Raw genomic sequence first — 22142 nt, 5'->3', positions numbered from 1 at the left:
CATGAAACAACTGATTAAATTTATGTTAGTTTGCTTACTGACAGTTGGTATCACCGAAACTTTTTCGCAATTAAAAATAGATAAAGAATCGTCTGGCAGCAGCTACATAGAATTGGCTGATCCTGCAATAACAGATACCAATTCTTGGGCGAAGCTGAAAAAGGAAATCAACGTCAGCTTTGCAAGCAGTAACGTCCGTTTTAAAAAAAGTAAAATTCCGACAGTTCCTACGCAGACGAAATGGAGTGCTACGGGCTGGAGGGGCGAAAAAATCAACACACAAGTGTTGATTTGGACAAAAAGGGCGATACGTGAAGCCCGCGTATCCTTTTCACAATTAAAGGACAACAAAGGAAATGTAATAGGCGCGGATCATCTAAAGGCCTCGTTTGTTCGATACGTGATGACGGACATCTATCAGCCTGATTGTGTGAAGGAAAACAAAACCACGGAGATTGACTCCTCCTTAGTTGCCGATGTGCTTGATACGGTGGAAACGATGGCTATTTCGGCGAATACCGTACAACCGGTATGGCTTAGCCTACAAATTCCACACGATGCAGCTCCGGGGCTGTACACAGGCTTGGTGGACATAAAAACAGAAACTACCGTGCGGCGATTAAGATTGCAGATCAACGTAATTGACCGTACGTTGCCAAAACCTGCGGATATAGGTTTTGATCTGGATTTATGGCAGCATCCAGTTGCGATTGCAAGGATTCATAACACGGGGCTCTGGACGGATGCACATTTTGAGGCCATGAAACCGTACTTTGAAATGTTGGCGCAAGCCGGACAAAAAGTTGTTACTGCGGCTATTACCCATGAGCCTTGGGGACATCAGACGTATGATGACTTTCCCGGCATGATTAAGGTTATCAAAAAGGCAGATGGAAGCTGGTTTTATGATTATAGCTTGTTTGACAAATACGTAAACTTTGTTCAAGATTGTGGTATTACCAAACGGATCAATTGCTACAGCATCATGTCTTGGGATAACAACTACAGGTACTATGATGAAAATACCCAAAGCGATAGCATCTTTATGGCACATACCGCTGACAAGGCTTACAAAGATTTTTGGTTACCCCTGCTTAAAGATTTTGCTGCGCATTTAAAGCAAAAAAACTGGTTTGCGAAGACGAGCATCGCGATGGATGAGCGACCGCTTGAAGATATGCAGCGTGTCATTAAACTATTGCACGAAGCTGATGCTGACTGGAAAATTGCACTGGCAGGACGTTATCATGCCGAATTGATAAACGATATTTACGATTATGCGGTTTTTAAAACAGACCGTTTCACATCCGAAGAGCTATTGCAAAGAAAAGCAAAAGGTTGGCCCAGTACCTATTATACATCGTGCGAAGGAAATTTTCCTAATTTGTTTACTTTTTCCTCACCAATTGAGGCCATCTACTTACCCTACCAGTGTGCCGCCAAGGGTTTTACAGGCTATCTTCGCTGGGCTTATAACAGTTGGCCTGCACAACCTTTGCTCGACTCCAGATTTATTTCCTGGCCTGCGGGAGATACCTTTCAGATTTATCCTGGCCCTCGATCATCTGTCCGTTTTGAAAAGCTGCTAGAAGGCGTGCAGGATTTCGAAAAAATCCGAATATTGAGCGAACGGTATCGTCGTGAAAATAATTTTGAAGCACTGGACAAATTAAACATGATGTTGCAACAATTTGAAAGTACGGCGCTAATAGATAAGCATGTGATGGAACTAATTGAAAAGACAAGGCGCCTATTAAATGGGGACAATTGATTATCATGAAATCAGATCATGGCGTTCAATACGATTTATTAAACGCCATGATCTGATCTACGCAACAAAAGACTAATTTTGTTGGATACTTTTTTCTAAAAGGTTTATTTTCTCTTCGAGCGACCGGTATTTTTCGAGATGTATTTCCAGTTCTTTTGTTTTTTTGTCTTGTTCGATGGCATATAAGGTAAGTTCTTCTACTTTCTCAAGCAACTTTACATTCATGTCGTGCAGCGAATAGCCTTCATCTTTAATCTGTTCAGCAGTAAACATATTCGGCAGGTGGCCATTTTTTGTAATGTAGTTATCCACTTCAGCTAGAGAAAACCTTTTATACGATTTGGTAAATACATAGTCTGCCCAGCTGTTTTTAGGCCCTAGGGCGATGTCTTCCGTCAATATCCCTCTGTTCACGAAAAGCGAAAATCGATCCACGTTGTCGGGACTGATCTTCACATTGGAATCGTGGCCGCGATGATAGATCACGGCATACCCCTCTTTGTGTAAGCGAATAACATTTTTTTCGGAAGCGGCCAATGTTAAGTCATGATCACTTGTGGTGCCTAGATTCATGTGAGAAAGATCAGTCGCCGCACCGATTGAAAGGTTTAGACGTGTTTCATCCTTCATACGGTTTGAAATCAGAATATTATTTTCAGTAAGAATATTTCCATTGACATGGAGTTGCTCCTTAGTTCGGGAATTTTCCAATCCGATTCCAACGTGTCCGGCGGAATTAATTATCATTGGCATTTTTAGTCCATTTTGACGGTTGTTCGTGTAAAAGTACATCTCGCCGCCACTTATAATGGATAGAGGCCGCCCGTTGTTTGATCCCAACCAATAGGCGCCGACGCCATGTTCATCATAACCTACTTCAAGAGCCGAACCGTCGAATGCATTAACGGATCTCGTTATCAGCCTTATTTTCCCGTAACGGCGATTTATATCATCTCCTTCAATCGTCTCATTCTTTATTACAATGCTGTTATCACGTTCTGCAGACAAGTATCCTGCAAGGGGTTTTTCGCTGGTTTCAAGTCTATAGGACTGGTAGGATATGTAGCTTCTGGGACTTAGATTTAAACTACCTTGTTGGCTAATACTATCTTTTACTTGTGCCTGTGCTGTAACGCAAAACAACGCCAATAGAAGTGATAGCCCCACGAATTTATTCGATAAAGGTGCTTTTACTATATTTCTTCTAATAGAAGTGCTCGAAGTCGCAATAACATATCGACCTATATTTTGACTTGAAAAAACTGTCTTTTCCATTTTTAATTTAATTAATTGTTTTTACACTATTTTTGTGATCTATCCGGACTGGATAGGTTTTCTAAGATTGTATCGTCACGATTTTATATATGCCTACTATTTATCTACATCAATTTCCGCTATAAAAGTTTCTGTGGGATATAAGAAGTTCGAAACAGAAATATGTCTCGGTTCTGTTCCGTAAAAGGATAATACTACCTTTCGCCCACTTACTATATCATAAAAAAATTCCTGTCTGTCTTTCTGTTCGTCGGAGATGTCGGGGGCTTGTATCGCATTTGGATCATCAGGCAATCTTACATTTCCGGAAAAGGCTCCATCTGTGTTAGACCAAACGGCCCGGAGGTCATATAAACAACTCGGATTTGTCCGCATTCGATTCCCTTGATAATCAGTAAACGAAACCAAAGGAACCGTATATTGCCAGGTAGCGTCCTTCACCGATTCGAATAGTTTCTTAATAGGCGCCGCAAAAGCATCCAATTCTGTGGTATATACGCGTGTTACCTGATTATTTCCAACATATGGGGGGAGTCCATTTGGGAGATGATCTCGCCAATTACTGGAATAATGTAAAGCCCAATTAAACCAAAACCAGTCTAAATCCTTATAACTCTCTATAAAATTTTTAGTTACGTCGATATCGTCTCTACTCCATGCGTAAAACCCTGCATAGTCATTAAATTCAGCCCATCTATTAACATAGGGTGTATTTTGGCGCGGCCCATGTTTATACAGATAAGAACTATAAACATCGACCACTTCCAATACTTTATAAACATCAGGCCTAGCTACACCGAGCCATTTCGCTTCTTGTGTGGTCAAATCCTTTACTACGATACGTCCCCGTTGCTGACCAAGATTAGTTTTTGGGTAATTTACAACAGTGATTTTATGGTCATATCGCGTTAAATTTCCGTCAACTCGATACTCAACGGTTAAGAGATGCGTTCCTGGCGTACGCCAGGTATAGGTAAAGTTTTTACCGGATCTTCCTTTCGTCTGTTCTACGCCATTGACGTAATATTTCAAATACGGTTTTTCCGCTTGGGGATCGGTTCCGTCCAAATAACTGTCAGGAATTCTTTTGGCCAAGGTCCTGCTGGAGAGAAACCATTCCGTTCCCGCGTCGTAAAACAGATGCGGGTCACCGTCCCAGGCCTCAAATGTTGTGGTGGTGTCTAGCGGAAAAGTGTAATTCCTTACAAAGAGTTTTGTGTATTTTGTCTTGCCACCAAATTGCCTCGGTAATATATATTCATCCGTTTCCTCGTTTCTAAAATCATTTAGCCAGATCTTTGCCCCTAAGCCTTTACCCTCTAATCCTTTTTCGCCCGCGAAGAGCAAGAAAATAGGCTTCAGTTCTTTCCCCGCCACAATCACTCTTTGCGCACCTAACTTCCGTTGATAATATACGGTGATGGCCGAGTAGGCCGGCGAGTTGTTATCAAACACTGCGGTCCAGTCTCCATAATTCGAGATGTCTGTTTTTTGCTGGTCTGTGAGATCCTTAAGCCTTTTGGTTTGTGTTTTAAGATTTCCCAAGGCGTCACTCCCCGTGTATTCCATGGAAAATTTATCGAGCTCATCTAATGATAATCCTTCCAGCCCAGATAGTTTATACGGGATATCCTTCTCATAATAGGTGGGCCACCTATTACCTTTCAAGGAGCCATAAAACCCTTTATCTGTATGTAAAGGAGATTTGACATTCATCCTTATCTCGACCACTTGATTTCCTGCTCTGATAGAAACATATCCTGGCGCTACATTATTTCCTTCTCCCGTACCATCGGGATGTAGTTCATCGGTTCCGATATCCTGGATCTCATATCCATCATATTTTTCAAAGTAGTTCGTATTCCCGTTGAAAAGCCATTCCCTGTTTTTTCTATAGGCGGAGATTATTGTATTTAACGGAAAGCCTTGCGTGGGGTAGCCGTTACGCACATTATATAGTTGGTCTTTACCTTCAGGCATCTCTCTTGAAGGGATAGTTTCCAATTTGGCAATTCCTCCTCCTGCTAAGGGTGGGTGATGAATAGCATCATGGTATTGACTATTCAGGTACAACAATTCATCATCGTCAAAGCCCATCATGTATTGCGCAGATCCTTTATACTCTTTAAAATCGCTATTCTCCCCATTTTGCCAATAGTTTAAGAATTGAAGGTTCAAGCCTTCCTTTTGATTATTGCGCTGGAAAGTGCCGTCGCTAAGTGTTTTATACTTGATCCAGGTATGTGAAGCTTCATACTTTTCCTTGTTAGCATCCATTTGTCGCTCTGCCGCCCAACTCCATGTCCAAGTGTTTTCTTCAGAAGATGATTTCTCCCAATCGGGGACTTTATCTTTAAAAGTGGGATTTCCTTTTTTATTTCTCATTTGCAAGGTATGTACACGAGAATCGTAACCAATCCAAGGGTTAAATTCGTTCGGCTGAACGGATGGGCTGCAGCAGTACATCAAATCACCTGCAAACCGGGCAATCCACACCCCGGGCATTCCCGTAATCTTTGGAGCTTTCTTGCCTTTGTAGGTCAGTTTATATGTTACGGAATCACCCAACACCAAGTCTATAGGCTTTTGGTTTTTGTCCCCAGCGACGTATAGTTTTTTAAATTCACCGTTTACATATACAGCCACATCTAAAGCGTTTGCACCGTCGAAATAGTTGGCTAGATCGTATTCTTCCGTCATTCCGGGGAATTTCAGCCCGTGTGGTAATACTGTGGCATTAGACACCTCAACCTCTACAATAACGGGGTGGTCCACATCGAAATTATTACCTTTAAGGCAATCATTAAGCGGTGTGTTGATTGTTGGATGTATGCCTCCATTCATGTAATTCAGCGTTGCACTAAACATAGTCTTCGAGGCGCCCGGGCAGGTATATTCAGTAGCCGCGCTTGCGGCTTGCATAAATACTTTGATTTGATCAGATTCTATATTCCCCGATCCCACTGGATTAGGAACCATTTCAGGTTCCCCGACGAACTCCGTGCTGCTTGATGTTTTAGCTTTCACTCTGTATAATAACCTTCCTGTAAAATTGGGCTCGTGCATGACGAAAGCGTATACGCTTATAGTTACTTCAGATGCAGGACCATCTAAGCGGCTTTTTATTCCCCCTTTTAAATCTGAATCTAATCGAAACAAACTTGCCGTATTTAATCTAACCATGTAGTCCGCGAGACCTACCGAACGGGGGATGTAGCTGGTAAAGGTCTTGCTCCCTTTAACCGTTACAGAACCGTCCTCTTGATAGATAACCGTGCCATTACCAGTTATCGTTCCATTTTGCGCATGGCAGAACGGGAAAAAGTTCAGAAGAAAGAGAAAGAGAAAAAGTGTATTTTTTGATCTCTTTGATAGGGTATATCTTAAAGCTTTATTCATATAAATATAATTTGAAGGTTACCAAAATAGTCTGAAAAGCCATGCCTCTCACTATGTGGTCGTGGAAAATTTAGTTGATTCCCTTTAAGATTTCTTTTAAACTTAATCATTTTGTTTTTATTTTGTTTGATGCGAAATTAAGAAGTAAAATTATTCGTAGTGGTGGCTTATTTTTAATGAATTTTGAAAAAATTGTTTTGTGGTGTTTTAATAATACGTTTTGCAGAAGTAATTTAAAATGTAATATCTGGTGATATAGAGTTTTTTCTACAAAAAAATATTTTTAAATATCAAATGATAGATATGTAGTTTATTTTGCGGTGATTCATAGTTTATTTCTCACATGGTTTATTATATGTGTAGAAATTTATTATTAGATTAATTTGTTTTATTTAAGTTTGACATATTTCAAAATGAAGTCATCTTTAAATAATATGAAAATAGATAAAGCTGTGGTTTTTATATTGGGTTTATCAATAATAAGAGAGGATAGGATAATTCAAATTTAGGATGTGTAGAAAAATAACTGATGGAAAAATTCGTAACAAGGAGCGGACAAAATTAAAGCTGATCAGGGCCGTAGGTGAAGTCATTCGCACGCAGGGATATACGAAATTGGGGGTTAATAATATTGCTCATACGGCAGAGGTAAGCAAAAAAATGATTTACCAGTACTTTTACTCCGTGGATAATTTGATTAGTATCTATATTCAGGGGAAAGATTATTGGACGGCATTTAGCAACGAAGTAGACGATTTGTTAAATGCTAATCATGATATTAAGCAGTTGATCCCTGTTTTGCTTGAAAACTTACTTGAAAATCTTGTAAAGGAAGTAGAAACTCAAAAGATATTGTTATGGGAGATTAGTGAACCAAGTAAGCTAATGCGAGAGATAAGTAAGATAAGAGAGGAGTTCGGAGCAGGGTTATTAGCCCATTTAGATCCAATTTTCGAAAAAACAAACATTGAAATTCGGTCGGTATGCGCTCTTTTATTGGGCGGGATTTATTATTTAGTATTGCACTCCAATGGCGCTGGTGGGACTTTTTGCGAAATCGACATAAAAACGGATAAAGGAAAAAATCAAATCATTAAAGGAATTCAGGATATCCTGAGTTGGACTTATCTTGAAGCAAAACGACAACAGTCGTAGGTTAATTTTAATAGGATGCAAAAAAAAATATAGTACCCTTAGTTTTAAGGATTTTGAGAATATCCCAGATCTTGACATATTTGATCGTGCTAGTTCATTTAATCACTACTTGGACTATCTAAATAAAAGCGACCAACTCAATTATCGCTTAGAAAATATTTCGCCATGTGGTCCTGAACTATTTGTCAATAAAGGGTGTGATGATGTAGTTCGAGGAGTTATAAACTTTGTTTCAAATGACTATCTTGGGCTTACCCAACATCCAGCTGTTAAACTTGCTGCCATGCAGGCTTTGGAAAAATTTGGTACCGGTAGTGGAGCTTCACCGGCAATAGGGGGACATTTCAATTACCATCAGGATTTGGAAATAAAGATTGCTAGTTTTTTTAAAAGGGAAGCTGCGCTATTGTATACCACTGGATATACCGCCAATAGTGCTACACTGCAATGCTTACTTAAGAAAGAGGATATTGCAATTGTCGATATGGGCGTACACGCGAGTGTATACGAAGGTTGTTTGCATACAAACGTTAAATCATTTGTTCATAATGATCTGGAGCGGATGGAAGAAGTATTAATAAGGGTCAAGGATGCCTACCGGACCAAAATGGTTATTGTTGATGGTGTCTATTCGCAAGATGGTGATCTAGCTCCCCTTCGAGAAATTAGTTATTTAACTAAAAAATATGGTGCGGTACTCATGGTGGATGATGCGCATGGGATTGGGGTCATTGGTCCGACGGGACGAGGGCTAATTGAAAAAGAAGATGTATTTGATCAAGTAGATATTATCTCGGGTACATTTAGCAAATCACTGGCTGGAATAGGTGGTTTTGTGGTTGCCAGACCGGAAATTATTCGATTCCTTAAGTTTCAAGCTCGGCAACATCTTTTTTCTGCAGCGATGCCCCCCTCCACAACTTGTGCTATTAGTCGCGCAATTGAGTTAATAGATGAAGAATCCCACTGGATAGATAAGCTCAGGACAAATGTCAATTATTTCAAAAGTAACCTGTTGGATTTGGGCTTTGTGATTGGAAACACCCAATCCGCCATTATTCCAGTTAAAATTGGTGATCCGGCCCTTACGGCGCAAGCTGCCAAATTTCTATTTGATGCAGGCATATATGCGAACTGTATTATTTATCCGGCCGTATCTAGAAAAGATGCCCGCATAAGGATGTCCCTAATGGCCACACACACGCAGCAACAGCTGGATAATGCTTTAGATGCCTTTGAGCTAATGAAAAGTAAACTACCTGTCTTAAAACAATAAGAGTAATGTTGCTAAAAGTTTGGATATATAACCTTTATAGGATGCCTGATAACACCCTAACATATTCCCCGTTTCAAGTCGCTCCTGATATAGATTTCGATTCGCTGCCTTAAGGTACTCCTAATAAATTCAATATTTATTTTCTGTAAACAGATGATTAAGTTACGCAAACGTTTGTGTCATTTTGCACAAACGTTTGCGTTTCATATCGGATTCTTGATTAGGTTACTTTACGTTAACTTGGCGCCATAAGATTATGGTAATCTACTAGTTCAACAAAACCTTAAAAGAAATTTTATGATAAAGAGACCTACAAACCCTTTGTTCGTTTGTAAAAGCTTTCGGTTGGCGTCGCTGTTGATAATAGGTGTACTGATCCATGCGGACGGAGCATTGGGAAAGAGCACGTCGGCGTACGCAAGTTCACTTTACCAACAAAATGTAACAGGACGCGTTACAACAACAAATGGTCCCGTTGCAGGAGCCACAATTTCGGTGCAGGGAAAACCCTCCATTTCAACAGCCACCGACGACGGTGGTAATTTTTCAATTGAAGCCAAATTGGGCGATGTTTTAGTGATTAATGCAATAGGCTTCGAGCCTCATACCCAAGTGGTGGATGGAAATACCATGCAGGTATCACTCAAAGGTAGTGATCAGGCGCTGGAGGAGGTGGTGGTTGTGGGTTACGGCACGCAAAAAAGAGAAAGTTTGACAGGAGCCCTAACATCGGTCAAAGGCGAGGAGCTAAGAGACATTACAACGCCCTCCGTTGAAAATATGCTTAATGCGAAGGCTCCCGGTGTCTATGTTGCGCCCGGAACTGGACAGCCCGGTTCGCGTGGAGCTGTCGTCATACGGGGGCAAGCAACGCTTAGTGGAACAACTAGCCCCCTTTGGGTTATTGATGGCGTAATCATCGGAACGTCGCCCGGCGACCTCAATCCAGATGACGTCGAGTCTATGACGGTTTTGAAAGACGCGGCATCTACCGCGATTTACGGATCGCAAGGAGCTAATGGCGTGGTCGTTGTGACGACGAAGAATGCAAAGAGTGGGAAAACCACCATTGATGTATCAACAAAGGTGGGCTTCAATCAACTTACGAACGGGAATCTACAGATGATGAACGGCGAGGAGCTCTACGATTATTATGCTTCGTTTGCCAATGCAAATACGATCGCTTTTCCTCGATGGAATGCAGATTTGCGAAACAGTAATTTCGATTGGTGGAAAGTCGCTACAAAAAGCGGATTTACTCAAAACCATAACATTACCTTACAAGGTGGAACGGAAACAGTACAGTCTTTGCTTTCGATTGGCTTGTATGACGAACAAGGTGCGGTGAAAGGCTATGACTTTACGCGGTACAATGTTCGTTTTCGGCAGACTTATAAACCTTTCGAATGGTTAACCGTAAAGCCATCGTTTGTTGGGGCGCGGCGCGGCGTAGAAGACCGACAATACTCCACGACGGCTATGTACTCGAATTTCCCGTGGGACAGCCCCTTTGATGCAAACGGCAGTTTGGTGCCACATCGCTACAGTGGCTGGGTAAACAGTGCTAGCACGAATTACTTGTATGATTTGCAATGGAATAATTCCACAAATACCAACTACGAGCTAATGGGAAATCTTGACTTTGATGTCAAGATTACGGATTGGCTGACCTTTTCCTCCGTTAATAACTACCGTTATAACAACTATTCTGCAAGCGGTTATACCGATCCTCGTTCAAATGATGGCCAGAGTGTGAGCGGTCGTCTAACGGAGTATCGTACAGAATTCTCCAGACGCTACACGAGCCAGATCTTACGGGCCAACAAAACCTTTGGAGCACATAGCCTAAACGGCGTTTTAGTCTACGAATTTAATGACTACACGGCCAAAGTATTAGATGTGTATGGAATAGGGTTTATCCCGGGTTTCCAGGTTTTGGATGTCGTGAACAGGCCTGAACGGACAAAAGGTAAGATTAACGAATGGGCTGTGCAGTCTTTGCTTTCCAATATACATTACGACTACGATAACCGTTATCTGGCACAAGTTTCTTTCCGCCGTGATGGGGCTTCCAATTTCGGAGATAACGCGAAGTATGGAAACTTTTTCTCTGTCAGTGCTGGCTGGAATATTAACAATGAGGAATGGTTTAAGGCAGATTGGGTAGACGCTTTGAAAGTACGTGCAGCATATGGTTCTGTTGGTAATCGACCAAGTGCATTATACCCGCAGTATAGTCTATATTCTGTTTCAGCAACTTCCGGATACAATGGAAACCCCGGCGCGCTTATCGATCAGAAAGGAAATCCTGATCTTACTTGGGAGAAAACATACACCACAGGTGTGGGAGTTGATGCTTCTGTACTGAATAATCGTGCACGTTTAGCACTCGACTACTATATCAAAAATACTGATAACATCCTCTACGAGGTGCCTATCACAGGAACCGTAGGTATCACCGAAATATGGCGAAACATTGGTGAGATGCGAAATACCGGTTTTGAACTTGCGATTGGTGCTGATATCATTCGAAACGACGATTGGTTATGGAGTCTTGATCTCAACGTGGGGCACAACCGAAATCAGTTAACGCAGCTTTATCCCACAAAAGATGCCAGTGGCAATTTTACAGTACGTCCAGTTATCGTAGGCGATGGGCTCGGCATTGCTGGGTCATCACAACGTATTCTTGAGCCGGGGCTTCCGGTCGACACCTACTACCTGAAAGAATGGGCCGGAGTAAATCCAGATAACGGCGCGCCAATGTGGTACAATGTGCAGCGTGATGCGAATGGGAACGAAACTTCTCGCAGCACGACATCTAATTATTCGGAAGCGAGTTTTGAAAAATTGGGCAACGCTGCGCCCGATATTTTTGGTGGATTCTCGACGGCGCTGCGATATAAGCAAATTGATTTAAATGCTGTGTTTGGGTATGCGATAGGGGGCGAAATCTACAACTATTCCCGGCAGGAATATGATGCCGACGGAACCTATACCGATCGCAATCAAATGAAGTTGATGCCAGACTGGAGCCGATGGGAAAAGGCAGGCGATAATGCAACACATCCGGTTGCTAAATACAACAACCGGGATGGTGGTAACCAAGCATCGTCACGCTTTATCGAAAGTAGCGATTTCCTGCGATTACGGTCGTTAACGATAGGATACAATTTTAAATTGGATCGATACAAGATCAGAAATTTACGTGTGTATTTTGCTGGCGAGAATTTATTTGTATGGACTAAATATTCAGGTGTAGATCCTGAATTGTCCATCAAAGTTGACGACGAGGCGAGCTTGGGTGAGCCCGTTGAGGCATTACTTGGATCCACAGGTCCATCGGTTTACCCAGCTACCCGCCGCTTTATGATGGGACTAAATCTTTCATTCTAAAACTACTGAAAACATGATGAAAAAATTATTTATAGCAATCTTGGTCTGCGCCAGCGTAGCTTCTTGCGATATCGATCGGTTACCTTACGGATCAATGGATACAGATCGAATAGAGGGCGACCCAGAAGTGTATATTGAGTCGCTTTTAAACGGTACATACGCCCAATTGAAACTATGGTCTGACCCTATGCACCGTTGCGGCGAGTATGCCGGTGATAATATCATGATCCGTGGAGCCTCTACCGATGCTTTCTATGAGTTTATCTCCTTTTCACGTACGCCTAATAATGGCCGTCTCAATCAATTTTGGAATACAGGATACAAAGCCATTGCTCAGGCCTCAAACATTATCAATATGTTTGAAGAGGGGCAGAGCGCCGAATTTGACAATAAACTCGGAGAATGTTATTATATAAGAGGTATGATGTATTTCTATTTGGTTCGTGCCTACGGAAGACCTTTTTACCAAAATCCCAGTAGCAATTTGGGTGTTCCCATTGTGAACGGTACACCGGAAGATGTGATTAATCTGGACTTGCCTGATCGCGCCACTGTGCAACAGACGTATGAGCAGATTATTGCAGATTTAGCTAAAGCAGAAGAATTGCTGACGATCGACAATGGCGCCATCTACGCTTCTAAAGGTGCAGCTCAAGCCCTGCTTTCTCGTGTTTATCTGTATATGAGCGGCACATACGAATCGCCAAATACCCAATACGCACAATTGGCGGTTGAGTATGCCGATAAGGTCATCAATTCAGGTGATTATGCGTTGCTCCCCCGTGAGCAGTTCATGCGCTATAACACATATACGCCAGAAACTAATGCAGAAACTATCTTTGCCGTTAAGCGTGTTGCCTCAGAATTTTCAGGGACTGATCATTTTTATGGTGTAGGGGGGATGTACGCGAATATTGGTGGGATGGGCTGGGGAGAAATGTATGCGAGTGCAAAATATATTGACCTGCTGAACGAAGCGGGCCGTAACGACTGGCGAACTGAAAAGTATACTATTGTGGATGCCCGGGCCGCTTTTATCGAACCTACCTATGCCCAAAATGCAACGACGGGCGCTTACACCGAAGTGTTCCGTTTCGTCAAACAAGATGCCGCTAATGGTTCCAATTATGTACAAGCGCCCATTACGCGCAACGGAAATGTCATTACTGCTCGCGATGGTGAGCAAACATACACGTTAACACCCGTGGATGTTGCTCAAGAGATTTATAGCATCCAGCACAGCGATGGCAATACCTATACGGGCGTGCTGGATAACTTTATTACCTTAAATAGGGTATATCCTCAATTTTACATTACGAAAGCTTCGCGTGAGGGGGAGGATTCTCATTTGCATTCCCCTGTCATTAGTCGTTTGGGCGAGATCTACCTTAATCGGGCAGAGGCCAATGCGAAATTGGGTAATTATGGCGCAGCACTAACAGACCTGAATGTTATCCGTACGCGTTCAATTGTCAATGGAGGGTACGCCAATCTAGATGCGTCCAACGCGAGTATGCGCATTGATAAGGAACGTCAGTTGGAGTTGGCTTTTCAAGCCGAACGCAGTTACGATGTATTTCGTAACGGGGGCTCGCTCACTCGCGCATATCCAGGACCGCAGGTACAAACGGAAAGCATTCCAGCTACGGATTTTGGGGTTGTCTATTACATTCCCCAAGATGCAATAAATTCGTATCCGGGAACACTCACCCAAAACCCTACCCAGTAACTTGGATAAAGCGGCTATAGCTTGATAAAATTAGATAAGGATGGCTTTGCAACACCGCAAAGCCATTTTTGTGGTAGAGCCTAAATAATCGGGTATTTTATTGTAGCTTTGTAGGCTTGAATAAAAAGCAAGTTGCCGTGAGGTAACGTTTTTAATACCGGATATAGTTATGGCAAATATTGTTGCAATCGTTGGTCGCCCAAATGTCGGGAAGTCCACCTTATTTAATCGTTTGACAGAGAGTAGAAAGGCTATCGTCGATGACTTTAGCGGGGTTACTCGTGATCGTCATTACGAAACGGCGGAATGGATCGGAAAGAAATTTACCGTGATAGATACCGGCGGTTTCGTTCATGGTTCTGACGATATTTTTGAAGAGGCCATTCGCGATCAAGTGCACATCGCCATTGAAGAAGCGTCGGTCATTGTATTCATGGTAGATGTAACCACAGGTATAACAGATTTGGACGATGAAATTGCCGACTTATTACGTCGCAGTTCAAAACCAGTGTATGTAGTCGCCAATAAAGTTGACCATGCGAAGCTTCACCACGACTCGGCTGAATTTTACGCTTTCGGTTTAGGTGAAATTTATAACATATCATCGGCAACCGGATCCGGAACAGGGGAATTGTTGGATGCCGTAGTATCACACTTTCCTGAACAGGAGGAGGAAGAAGAGAATGCGCTACCTAAGATTACGATCGTTGGACGACCAAACGTGGGGAAATCTTCTCTTACAAATGCTCTTTTAGGCGTTGATCGTAATATAGTTACGGATATCGCGGGTACCACGCGGGATTCCATCCGTATACACTACAATCAATTTGGTAATGAGTTTCTGCTCATTGATACAGCAGGACTTCGTCGTAAATCCAAAGTGAACGAGGATATCGAATTTTACTCCGTGATGCGCACCATTAAAGCCCTAGAAGATTCGGATGTGGTGATCTTAATGTTAGACGCTAACGATGGTATAGAGGCACAAGACATTAACATATTCCACTTGGCGGAGAAGAATAAGAAAGGGATCATGATCGTTGTCAACAAATGGGATACCATTGAGAAAGATCACAAAACCGCTAAGGAATTTGAAGCCAAGATCAGAGAGAAAATAGCTCCATTCAGCGATGTTCCTATTATCTTCACCTCAGTAACCGAGAAGCAACGTATTTTTAAAGTGGTGGAAACTGCCATGGAGGTTTATAAAAATAAAACCAAGAAAATATCGACTTCGAAATTAAATGATGTCATGTTGCAGATCATTGAAAACTATCCGCCACCATCCACGAAAGGTAAGTATATCAAAATTAAATATGCAACGCAACTTCCCGGTAGGTCGCCAATGTTCGCATTTTTCTGTAATCTACCTCAATATATCAAAGATCCGTATAAGCGCTTTGTTGAAAACAAACTGCGCGATAACTTTGATTTCAAAGGAGTACCTATTCAAATATTCTTCAGACAAAAATAAGTAGTTATTTTTTATAATTCATGGAAAACAATCTTGTCCTTTACAATACGTTAACGCGAACAAAAGAGAAGTTTGAACCTTTAAATGCGCCTTTCGTGGGCATGTATGTCTGTGGTCCCACAGTATATAGTGATGTTCACTTGGGAAACTGTCGGACATTTATCTCCTTTGATCTTATATTCCGATACTTATTGCATATGGGCTTTAAAGTTCGCTATGTACGCAACATAACGGATGCCGGACACTTGGAGGGCGATCGAGATGAGGGCGATGATAAGTTTGCCAAGAAGGCCAAATTAGAACAATTAGAGCCCATGGAGATTGTGCAAAAATACACGTTAGGGTTCCATGATGTTTTGCGGTTGTTTAATACGCTACCTCCTAGTATTGAGCCAACTGCTACAGGGCATATCTCCGAGCAAATTGAGATGGTCAAGCAAATTATCGATAATGGATTTGCTTACGAAGCGAATGGGACAGTTTATTTTGACGTCGATAAATATGTTAAGAGCCATGACTACACCGTCCTGACGAATCGCAAACTGGAAGATATGTTGAACAACACGCGCGAGCTTGGAGGGCAAGACGAGAAGCATGGACGTTTAGACTTTGCATTGTGGATTAAGGCTAAGCCAGAACATATCATGCGTTGGCCGGCACCCTGGAGCGTGGGCTTCCCGGGTTGGCATATTGAGTGTTCGGCCATGAGCAGCAAGTATCTAGGCGCTCAATTTGATATCCACGGTGGCGGTATGGATCTTGCAGCTACGCATCATACCAATGAAATTGCGCAGTCTGAAGCATGTAACCATGTGCATCCGGCAAAATACTGGATGCATACCAATATGTTAACAGTGAATGGCGCGCGTATGTCAAAATCTGCTGGCAATGGGTTTCTACCTCACCAACTATTTACTGGAGAGCATGCTTTATTGAATCGAGGCTATTCGCCAATGGCGGTACGTTTCTTTATGATGCAGGCGCATTACAGAAGCACCTTGGATTTTTCAAACGATGCGCTGGATGCTGCCGACAAAGGTTATAAACGATTGATGACGGCCATATCATTGTTGGATAAGCTGAAATCAGAAGGTGCTGACAGTAGTACTTTTGATATCGAGGGCGTTAAAAAGCGTTGCTACGACGCAATGAATGATGATTTTAATAGCCCCGTGTTGATTGCTGAGCTTTTTGAAGTTGTACGCTTCATAAATGCGGCTTACGATGGTAAGGCGAAAATCACCGAGGAAGTCCTTTCAGAAATCAAATCACTGATGACGATTTTTGTACATGATATTCTTGGCCTAAAGGATGATTCGACGGGTACAGATGCCGGAAATATGGATGAGCTGATGCAGATTATCATCAAAATGCGTAACGAGGCGAAAGCTAATAAAGACTTTACAACGTCCGATCGTATTCGCGAAGAGCTTAGCACTGCAGGTATCCAACTGAAAGATAGTAAGGATGGTACACTTTGGAATAAGATTTGATTGTAAGACGACAAAAATGTATAAATGAGATTAATAAAAATTTGTTCGTTTGTTTGGGTGCTCCTATTAATAGTCGCAATGGATGCGCGTGCGCAGCTGCCCGATAAGGTAGGGGGCTTAATAAGAGCAGATCGTACAGCGGCAAATATTTCAAAGACATCGAGTCCGCATGAAGCGCTGATGTCTATCGTGGATAAAGAATCAACCTTGTATGTTCCCTCGCCGGTAAATGCCGTCAACTATCTGAGCAACAGGCCAAATATTCCAGATGTGCTGACATGGCAGCCTAATTTTGCATTGGTTTCCAAAAGCTTAGATTGGGGTGTCACCTCTGGGCCTATGGAGTTTCAAAAAGTGGGCGCGGTAAAACGTCATGGACAATACCTTACCGTATGGCGAAGAGATCGAAAAGGCAATTGGAAGGCACACCTTCGTGCAGAAGTCGAAAATTTTGGGAAAGGCCCGAAGTCTGATATGGTATACTATGAACCCGATGATTCCTGGTATCTAAAGCATCGGTCTAAAGTTCGGCTCCAGCAACGGGAAGAGGTGGTGACCCAAAGCGATGAACTGTTCTCAACGGTTTTGAAGGCGAACAATGAAGCTGCGTTTAAAGAGTTCCTAGCGGATGATGTACGGTACTATTACCCTTGGGAGGCTGAAATTGAAGGCAAAAAAAATGTGCTGGCTTTTCTCAAGAAAAAACGTATCGAGATCACAACAGACCCCTCGGGGGTAGGACGAGCCTACAGCGGCGAATATGCCTATACATCAGGCACGGCCACTGTCCGTTCCAAAGAAAAGGTTGTCAAATTCAATTACATCCGTATATGGCAATTGAAAGATGACTATCAGTGGCGGGTACTTATTGAGATGATGTTTGAGCGATAATTTTATAAATACGATATCAGAGCAGCGCATTTTCCTAAAAGAATGCGCTGCTTTTTTTGCTATTAGCTTTATATGTTGCTAGGCCTTGTACATAGTCAAAAGGCATATGAGTAGGGAAATAGAAACTTTGTCGATGATTTGTTTTAGCAATCAACGTTCTGGCGGAACTTCTGGTCATCGAAGATGTTCATGATAGAGATTTGTCTCCTCATTGATCATCATCTTTAGAACAGACAAAAGGGAGTGTCAAAAAAACAGGCTGAACATTTCTTCATGTTCAGCCTGTTTAGCCTTTTAGGTCGATTTTGCTGGTCGTTTTGTATCCACAGCAAGCGATCGATATTCCGTATTCTTATTTTTGCGCTAAGCTTTCATTACTCATCCAAAGCTTAAGTTCATCACAGGTAAGGAAATCGGTATTGATATCGATAAATGTGTTTTCTTTTCGAGCTTCAAACCATTCACTCAGCTTTCTGTTGATCTTATCCTGCTTTGCAGCCTCTTGAATCTTTGCAAAATCTTGCTCTAGATTCGCTTTGTGAGGAGCGACACGAGATTTCAGGTACATAAACTTATATACTTGGCTTCCTGTACGATCTTTTGAAAGAAACGGTTTGGAGTATTGTCCCACCTTAAGGGGATCGATCGAGGTAAATGTTTCCCGGTCTAATTTGTCCATCGGAATCAGGCTGGAACGATCTTCCTCGTTCACAATCATACCACCCGTGTATTTCGTTTCGTTATTGTCTGAATAAGTGGATGCCGCAATGTGAAATCCTAATTTCCCTTGTTCTACCTTATCATAAATGCTGTCTAATTTCGCTTTTGCCCGTTCTAAGCTAGAGGGTGTAGGCTTTGTTTTTATTAACACGTGGCGTACATTGACTTCCTCACCTCGACGCTGTAAAACCTGTAAGAAATGAAAACCATACATCGTCTCAAATACCGGAGAAACTTCGCCTTCTTTCAGTTTAAAGGCCATTGCCGAAAATTCTTTCACGTAGTTGTCGCGTGTTGCAAATCCTAATTCACCGCCGTATGGCGCAGATCCGTCTTCAGAGTAAAGACGCGCTACGGTACCGAAATCAGAGCCATTGACAACCTGTTGACGGTAACCTTCTGCTTTTTGTTTGAACTGTTCTTTTTCTTCTTTTGTCAAAACAGGGTTAATGACAATCTCGCCCACCTCGACCTCGGTATTGAAATAGGGTAAGCTATCTTGATTTAACCCCGTGAAATAGCTCTTCACTTCCTGCGGCGTGACATTGATCGTCGTCACAATATTTTGTTGCATTTTTTGCGCCTTCAATTGCTCGCCTATGCTCGGACGCATCTCTTCTTTATACTGCAGTAGAGAGCGATTTAGGAATTCTTCCAAGCGTTCTTTACCGCCAGCTTGTCTTACCATCATTTGCATCCGCCTGTTTAGATTGTCATCCACTTCAGCTTCAGAAACTTCGATAGAGTCAATGATGGCTTGCTGTGATAGTAATTTTTGCGTGACCAATTGCTGTAGCAAGTAGCATTTCATATTGTCATTTGGCTTCTCACCTTGAGCAAGGTACTGCGCATATTGCATTTCAATATCTGATTGCAAAATGATACCCGATCCAACTGTGGCGACAACGCGATCCACTAAACGTTCCTGTGCTACAACAGTCTGTAAACAACAGATCGCAATAAGCGCTGTCCCTAATAAGTTTATGTATTTTTTAATCATAGAATCTCCGCCTTTACGCCATGCAAAATTATCAGAAATAATGGGAATGTGATGATCCTTTTTTGATAATTTTTAATGCCCACTACCGTATCCAAATATACGTAAATCTCAGCGCGCTAAATTATTAAAAATGTTAAAAACTAATTATTCTTTAACCATATTTAACAGCTCGATTGTTCTACGTATTGTTGTAATAATATGTACCTTGTAACAGTTATTACATGTAGATAATATGAAAACTTTAATTACATTTTTATTTAGTTGTTTTATGCTTCAATCAATTGCGCAGGAAATACCTATGTTTGTCGGAACCTACACTCATAAGGGAAGTCAAGGCATTTATCTATACATGTTTAACACCGATAATGGTGAAGCGACATTGTACTCCGCTACGGCTGCAGAAGATCCATCATTCTTAGCGAAGTCGAAAGACGGGAAAACGCTCTATGCCGTGACCGAAAAGGACGAAGACGAAGCAAACGTATCTGCATTTACGTTTGACGGGGATATTCTATCCTTTGTAAATAGTCAGCCTACAATGGGGGCCTCTCCCTGCCACGTAGCCATCGCAAAAAATCATCCGTTGGCACTGGTTTCCAACTACGGGGGCGGCTCGATAGCTGTTTTCAAAACCGAAGAGAACGGTGCGCTTGGCGAGAATATCCAAGTCATTCAGCAGGAGGGGCAGGGACCAGATAAAGACCGTCAGGAAGCCTCACATGTGCATTCTGCTTTCTTTAGTGCTGATGAAAAACATGTCTTCGTACAGAATCTAGGTACAGACCAAGTCACTATCTTTCGTGTGGAGCAAGAGAAAGGAGCCTATCAGCTTGTTGAAGAAAGCGTGATTTCAACACCCGCGGGTGGCGGACCCAGACATATTGCGCTTGATAAAAAAGAAGAAAATCTTTACGTGCTCTTGGAAATGAAGGCACAGATCGCACACTATAAGAAGGATAATAAAACTTGGCAGCTCCTGGATACTATATCCATAAACGAAGACGGCTTTAGTGGCGAGAATGGTGCTGCAGAAATCAAGTTCTCACCAGATTTTAAATTTCTATACGCTAGCAACCGTGGCGAGGCGAATATCATCGCACTGTTTTCTGTAGATAAAACCGGGAAGCTAACAAAGAAAAAGGTGTATGCTACAGAAGGGGAAGAGCCTCGTAATTTTAATATCAGCCCGGATGGGCGCTTTCTTCTTGTGGCTAATCAGTCGACAGACGATATCACCGTATTCGCCAGAAATCTCGAGACTGGAGAGCTTACAGATACAGAAAAGAAAATCGAAGTTTCTACACCGGTTTGTATCATCTTCTAAATCTTGATTACGTCAGGATCGTTTCTAATTAATTGATAAGGGGGCTGTCTGAATGAAGTGGCAGCCTCTTTAGTTTTTACTCCGTTTCCTCATCAGACTTCGCGATATTTGGCTCTTCATTTGGCGGATTTTCCGCTTCTTCTTCCTTGCTTTCCAGCTCGTGCGTTTCTTTATTGTACATCCCTGCAAGCTCATCAATAACGGTATCTTTCCATAATGGTGTCCCCGTGAAATATGCGGAACGACCAATCATATGGGCCGCAATAGGGGCTGTAATAATCAAAAAGAAAATAATCGCAATAGCTTTTGTCGTTACTGAAACGTCGGGAAACATAATGGCAGCGCAGATCAGCAAGAGGCCTACACCCAAAGTAGATGCCTTTACCGTGACGGATAGCCGTAAATAGAAATCGGGCATGCGCAAGATCCCGATGGACGCAAACAAAATGGACAATGCACCTATCGAACTAAGAATCGCTAAAATTATATCAATCATCTTTTTGTTTTTCTATATAGTAAGCAAAGGCAACTGTGCCCAAAAAGGCAATCAGTGCAAGGATGATGGCTACATCTAAAAGTACAGCTTGATTGGATCGTATGCTGTACACCGTGATGATCCCGATTCCTGTCGTGATAATCAGGTCGAGCGCAATGACACGATCCACCACGGAAGGTCCTTTAAAAAGCCTGATAAAGACCATCATAACGGAGATAGCTAAGATCGGCAAGATCACGTAATCAAAGTATGTTTCGAGTGTAATCATCGTAAAATCGCTAAAAGTCTTCGTTCTAAACCGGTTTTCGTTTGCCTGACAAACGTTTCAGGATCGGTGAGATACATCACGTGGATGTAGATCGTTTTTTTATCCTCACTAATATCTAGGATTAACGTTCCTGGGGTGAGCGACAGCATGGTAGTCAGTAAGTTAATCTCAAAATCTGTGGAGGCATTTAACGGGTATTTTACAATCCCCGGCTTAAAAAAATACTTGGGCGTTACAACATCAAAAGCTACCTGTATGTTAGCCCTAAATACTTCATATAGAAAGTAAAATATAAAACTGATGATCTTTGGTACGCGATAAAAATAACGTTGATCTGTTTCCGTCCTGTTCATAATCCACAGCACAAAGAAACCAAGCATAAAACCGAATAGGAAATTCGTGTAATACATAGATCCTGTAAGTGCCACCCAAATTCCTGAAAGAAGCAGGTTCATTAAAAAGTACTTAATCATGC

Annotated in this window: 15 protein-coding genes; 9 read left to right on the top strand and 6 right to left on the bottom strand. The window is 42.1% G+C overall.

Annotated elements, in window-relative coordinates; translation table 11 throughout:
• Position 1: 1 nt before the first annotated feature.
• Positions 2–1771, top strand: coding sequence for a DUF4091 domain-containing protein (locus DI53_RS03530; RefSeq protein ID WP_037495381.1), 1770 nt, complete (start codon positions 2–4; stop codon positions 1769–1771).
• Positions 1772–1843: 72 nt separating this feature from the next.
• Here the strand turns inward: DI53_RS03530 and DI53_RS03525 are convergent, their stop codons facing one another.
• Positions 1844–3046, bottom strand: a complete 1203-nt coding sequence (locus DI53_RS03525) for a hypothetical protein (protein WP_037495379.1) — start codon at positions 3044–3046, stop codon at positions 1844–1846.
• Positions 3047–3142: 96 nt separating this feature from the next.
• Positions 3143–6445 (bottom strand): hypothetical protein, encoded by a 3303-nt coding sequence (locus DI53_RS03520; protein WP_037495378.1) that lies wholly within the window; start codon positions 6443–6445, stop codon positions 3143–3145.
• A gap of 510 nt (positions 6446–6955) precedes the next feature.
• On the opposite strand from DI53_RS03520, the gene DI53_RS03515 reads away from it, so the two are divergent.
• From DI53_RS03515 to DI53_RS03485, 7 genes are all read left to right on the top strand, one after another.
• Positions 6956–7600, top strand: coding sequence for a TetR/AcrR family transcriptional regulator (locus DI53_RS03515; RefSeq protein ID WP_037495376.1), 645 nt, complete (start codon positions 6956–6958; stop codon positions 7598–7600).
• Positions 7575–8876, top strand: a complete 1302-nt coding sequence (locus DI53_RS03510) for an aminotransferase class I/II-fold pyridoxal phosphate-dependent enzyme (RefSeq protein WP_241462363.1) — start codon at positions 7575–7577, stop codon at positions 8874–8876. Before DI53_RS03515 ends, DI53_RS03510 begins: the two co-directional genes overlap by 26 nt.
• A 297-nt stretch (positions 8877–9173) precedes the next feature.
• Positions 9174–12272, top strand: coding sequence for a SusC/RagA family TonB-linked outer membrane protein (locus DI53_RS03505; RefSeq protein WP_081939376.1), 3099 nt, complete (start codon positions 9174–9176; stop codon positions 12270–12272).
• A gap of 13 nt (positions 12273–12285) precedes the next feature.
• A complete protein-coding gene (locus DI53_RS03500; RefSeq protein WP_241462362.1) occupies positions 12286–14001 on the top strand; it encodes a RagB/SusD family nutrient uptake outer membrane protein in 1716 nt (571 codons plus the stop codon).
• 169 nt (positions 14002–14170) lie between these two features.
• The gene (gene der, locus DI53_RS03495) at positions 14171–15475 is read left to right on the top strand and encodes a ribosome biogenesis GTPase Der (RefSeq protein ID WP_037495372.1); all 1305 of its coding nucleotides are present in this window, start codon (positions 14171–14173) and stop codon (positions 15473–15475) included.
• Positions 15476–15495: 20 nt separating this feature from the next.
• A complete protein-coding gene (gene cysS / locus DI53_RS03490; protein WP_037495371.1) occupies positions 15496–16968 on the top strand; it encodes a cysteine--tRNA ligase in 1473 nt (490 codons plus the stop codon).
• 24 nt (positions 16969–16992) lie between these two features.
• Positions 16993–17859 carry a DUF4440 domain-containing protein gene (locus DI53_RS03485; protein WP_052072024.1) on the top strand — a complete coding sequence of 289 codons (867 nt, stop codon included), beginning with the start codon at positions 16993–16995 and terminating at the stop codon, positions 17857–17859.
• 352 nt (positions 17860–18211) lie between these two features.
• Here DI53_RS03485 and DI53_RS03480 read toward each other — a convergent pair whose 3' ends face one another.
• Positions 18212–19579, bottom strand: a complete 1368-nt coding sequence (locus DI53_RS03480; protein ID WP_037495369.1) for a peptidylprolyl isomerase — start codon at positions 19577–19579, stop codon at positions 18212–18214.
• Positions 19580–19847: 268 nt separating this feature from the next.
• Between DI53_RS03480 and DI53_RS03475 the strand changes: the two genes are divergently transcribed.
• Positions 19848–20903, top strand: a complete 1056-nt coding sequence (locus tag DI53_RS03475; protein WP_052072023.1) for a lactonase family protein — start codon at positions 19848–19850, stop codon at positions 20901–20903.
• Between the two features lie 76 nt (positions 20904–20979).
• Here the strand turns inward: DI53_RS03475 and mnhG are convergent, their stop codons facing one another.
• The 3 genes from mnhG to DI53_RS03460 are packed head-to-tail and all read right to left on the bottom strand — an operon-like array spanning position 20980 to position 22140.
• Positions 20980–21399: a monovalent cation/H(+) antiporter subunit G gene (gene mnhG / locus DI53_RS03470; RefSeq protein ID WP_037495365.1), complete on the bottom strand. Its 420-nt coding sequence runs from the start codon at positions 21397–21399 to the stop codon at positions 20980–20982.
• Positions 21392–21667, bottom strand: coding sequence for a monovalent cation/H+ antiporter complex subunit F (locus DI53_RS03465; protein WP_037495363.1), 276 nt, complete (start codon positions 21665–21667; stop codon positions 21392–21394). Before DI53_RS03465 ends, mnhG begins: the two co-directional genes overlap by 8 nt.
• The gene (locus tag DI53_RS03460; protein ID WP_037495361.1) at positions 21664–22140 is read right to left on the bottom strand and encodes a Na+/H+ antiporter subunit E; all 477 of its coding nucleotides are present in this window, start codon (positions 22138–22140) and stop codon (positions 21664–21666) included. The genes DI53_RS03465 and DI53_RS03460 overlap by 4 nt, the downstream gene beginning before the upstream one ends.
• Between the last annotated feature and the right edge of the window lie 2 nt (positions 22141–22142).

The sequence above is a fragment of the Sphingobacterium deserti genome (assembly GCF_000757725.1).
GTDB classification, from domain to species: domain Bacteria; phylum Bacteroidota; class Bacteroidia; order Sphingobacteriales; family Sphingobacteriaceae; genus Sphingobacterium; species Sphingobacterium deserti.
This window is presented reverse-complemented; position numbering and strand designations above follow the sequence as displayed.

Coding starts and splice junctions, on each gene's coding strand:
- DI53_RS03530 (WP_037495381.1), top strand. CDS start 2: ATGAAACAACTGATTAAATTTATGTTAGTTTGCTTACTGACAGTTGGT.
- DI53_RS03525 (WP_037495379.1), bottom strand. CDS start 3,046: ATGGAAAAGACAGTTTTTTCAAGTCAAAATATAGGTCGATATGTTATT.
- DI53_RS03520 (WP_037495378.1), bottom strand. CDS start 6,445: ATGAATAAAGCTTTAAGATATACCCTATCAAAGAGATCAAAAAATACA.
- DI53_RS03515 (WP_037495376.1), top strand. CDS start 6,956: ATGTGTAGAAAAATAACTGATGGAAAAATTCGTAACAAGGAGCGGACA.
- DI53_RS03505 (WP_081939376.1), top strand. CDS start 9,174: ATGATAAAGAGACCTACAAACCCTTTGTTCGTTTGTAAAAGCTTTCGG.
- DI53_RS03500 (WP_241462362.1), top strand. CDS start 12,286: ATGATGAAAAAATTATTTATAGCAATCTTGGTCTGCGCCAGCGTAGCT.
- der (WP_037495372.1), top strand. CDS start 14,171: ATGGCAAATATTGTTGCAATCGTTGGTCGCCCAAATGTCGGGAAGTCC.
- cysS (WP_037495371.1), top strand. CDS start 15,496: ATGGAAAACAATCTTGTCCTTTACAATACGTTAACGCGAACAAAAGAG.
- DI53_RS03485 (WP_052072024.1), top strand. CDS start 16,993: ATGAGATTAATAAAAATTTGTTCGTTTGTTTGGGTGCTCCTATTAATA.
- DI53_RS03480 (WP_037495369.1), bottom strand. CDS start 19,579: ATGATTAAAAAATACATAAACTTATTAGGGACAGCGCTTATTGCGATC.
- DI53_RS03475 (WP_052072023.1), top strand. CDS start 19,848: ATGCTTCAATCAATTGCGCAGGAAATACCTATGTTTGTCGGAACCTAC.
- mnhG (WP_037495365.1), bottom strand. CDS start 21,399: ATGATTGATATAATTTTAGCGATTCTTAGTTCGATAGGTGCATTGTCC.
- DI53_RS03465 (WP_037495363.1), bottom strand. CDS start 21,667: ATGATTACACTCGAAACATACTTTGATTACGTGATCTTGCCGATCTTA.
- DI53_RS03460 (WP_037495361.1), bottom strand. CDS start 22,140: ATGATTAAGTACTTTTTAATGAACCTGCTTCTTTCAGGAATTTGGGTG.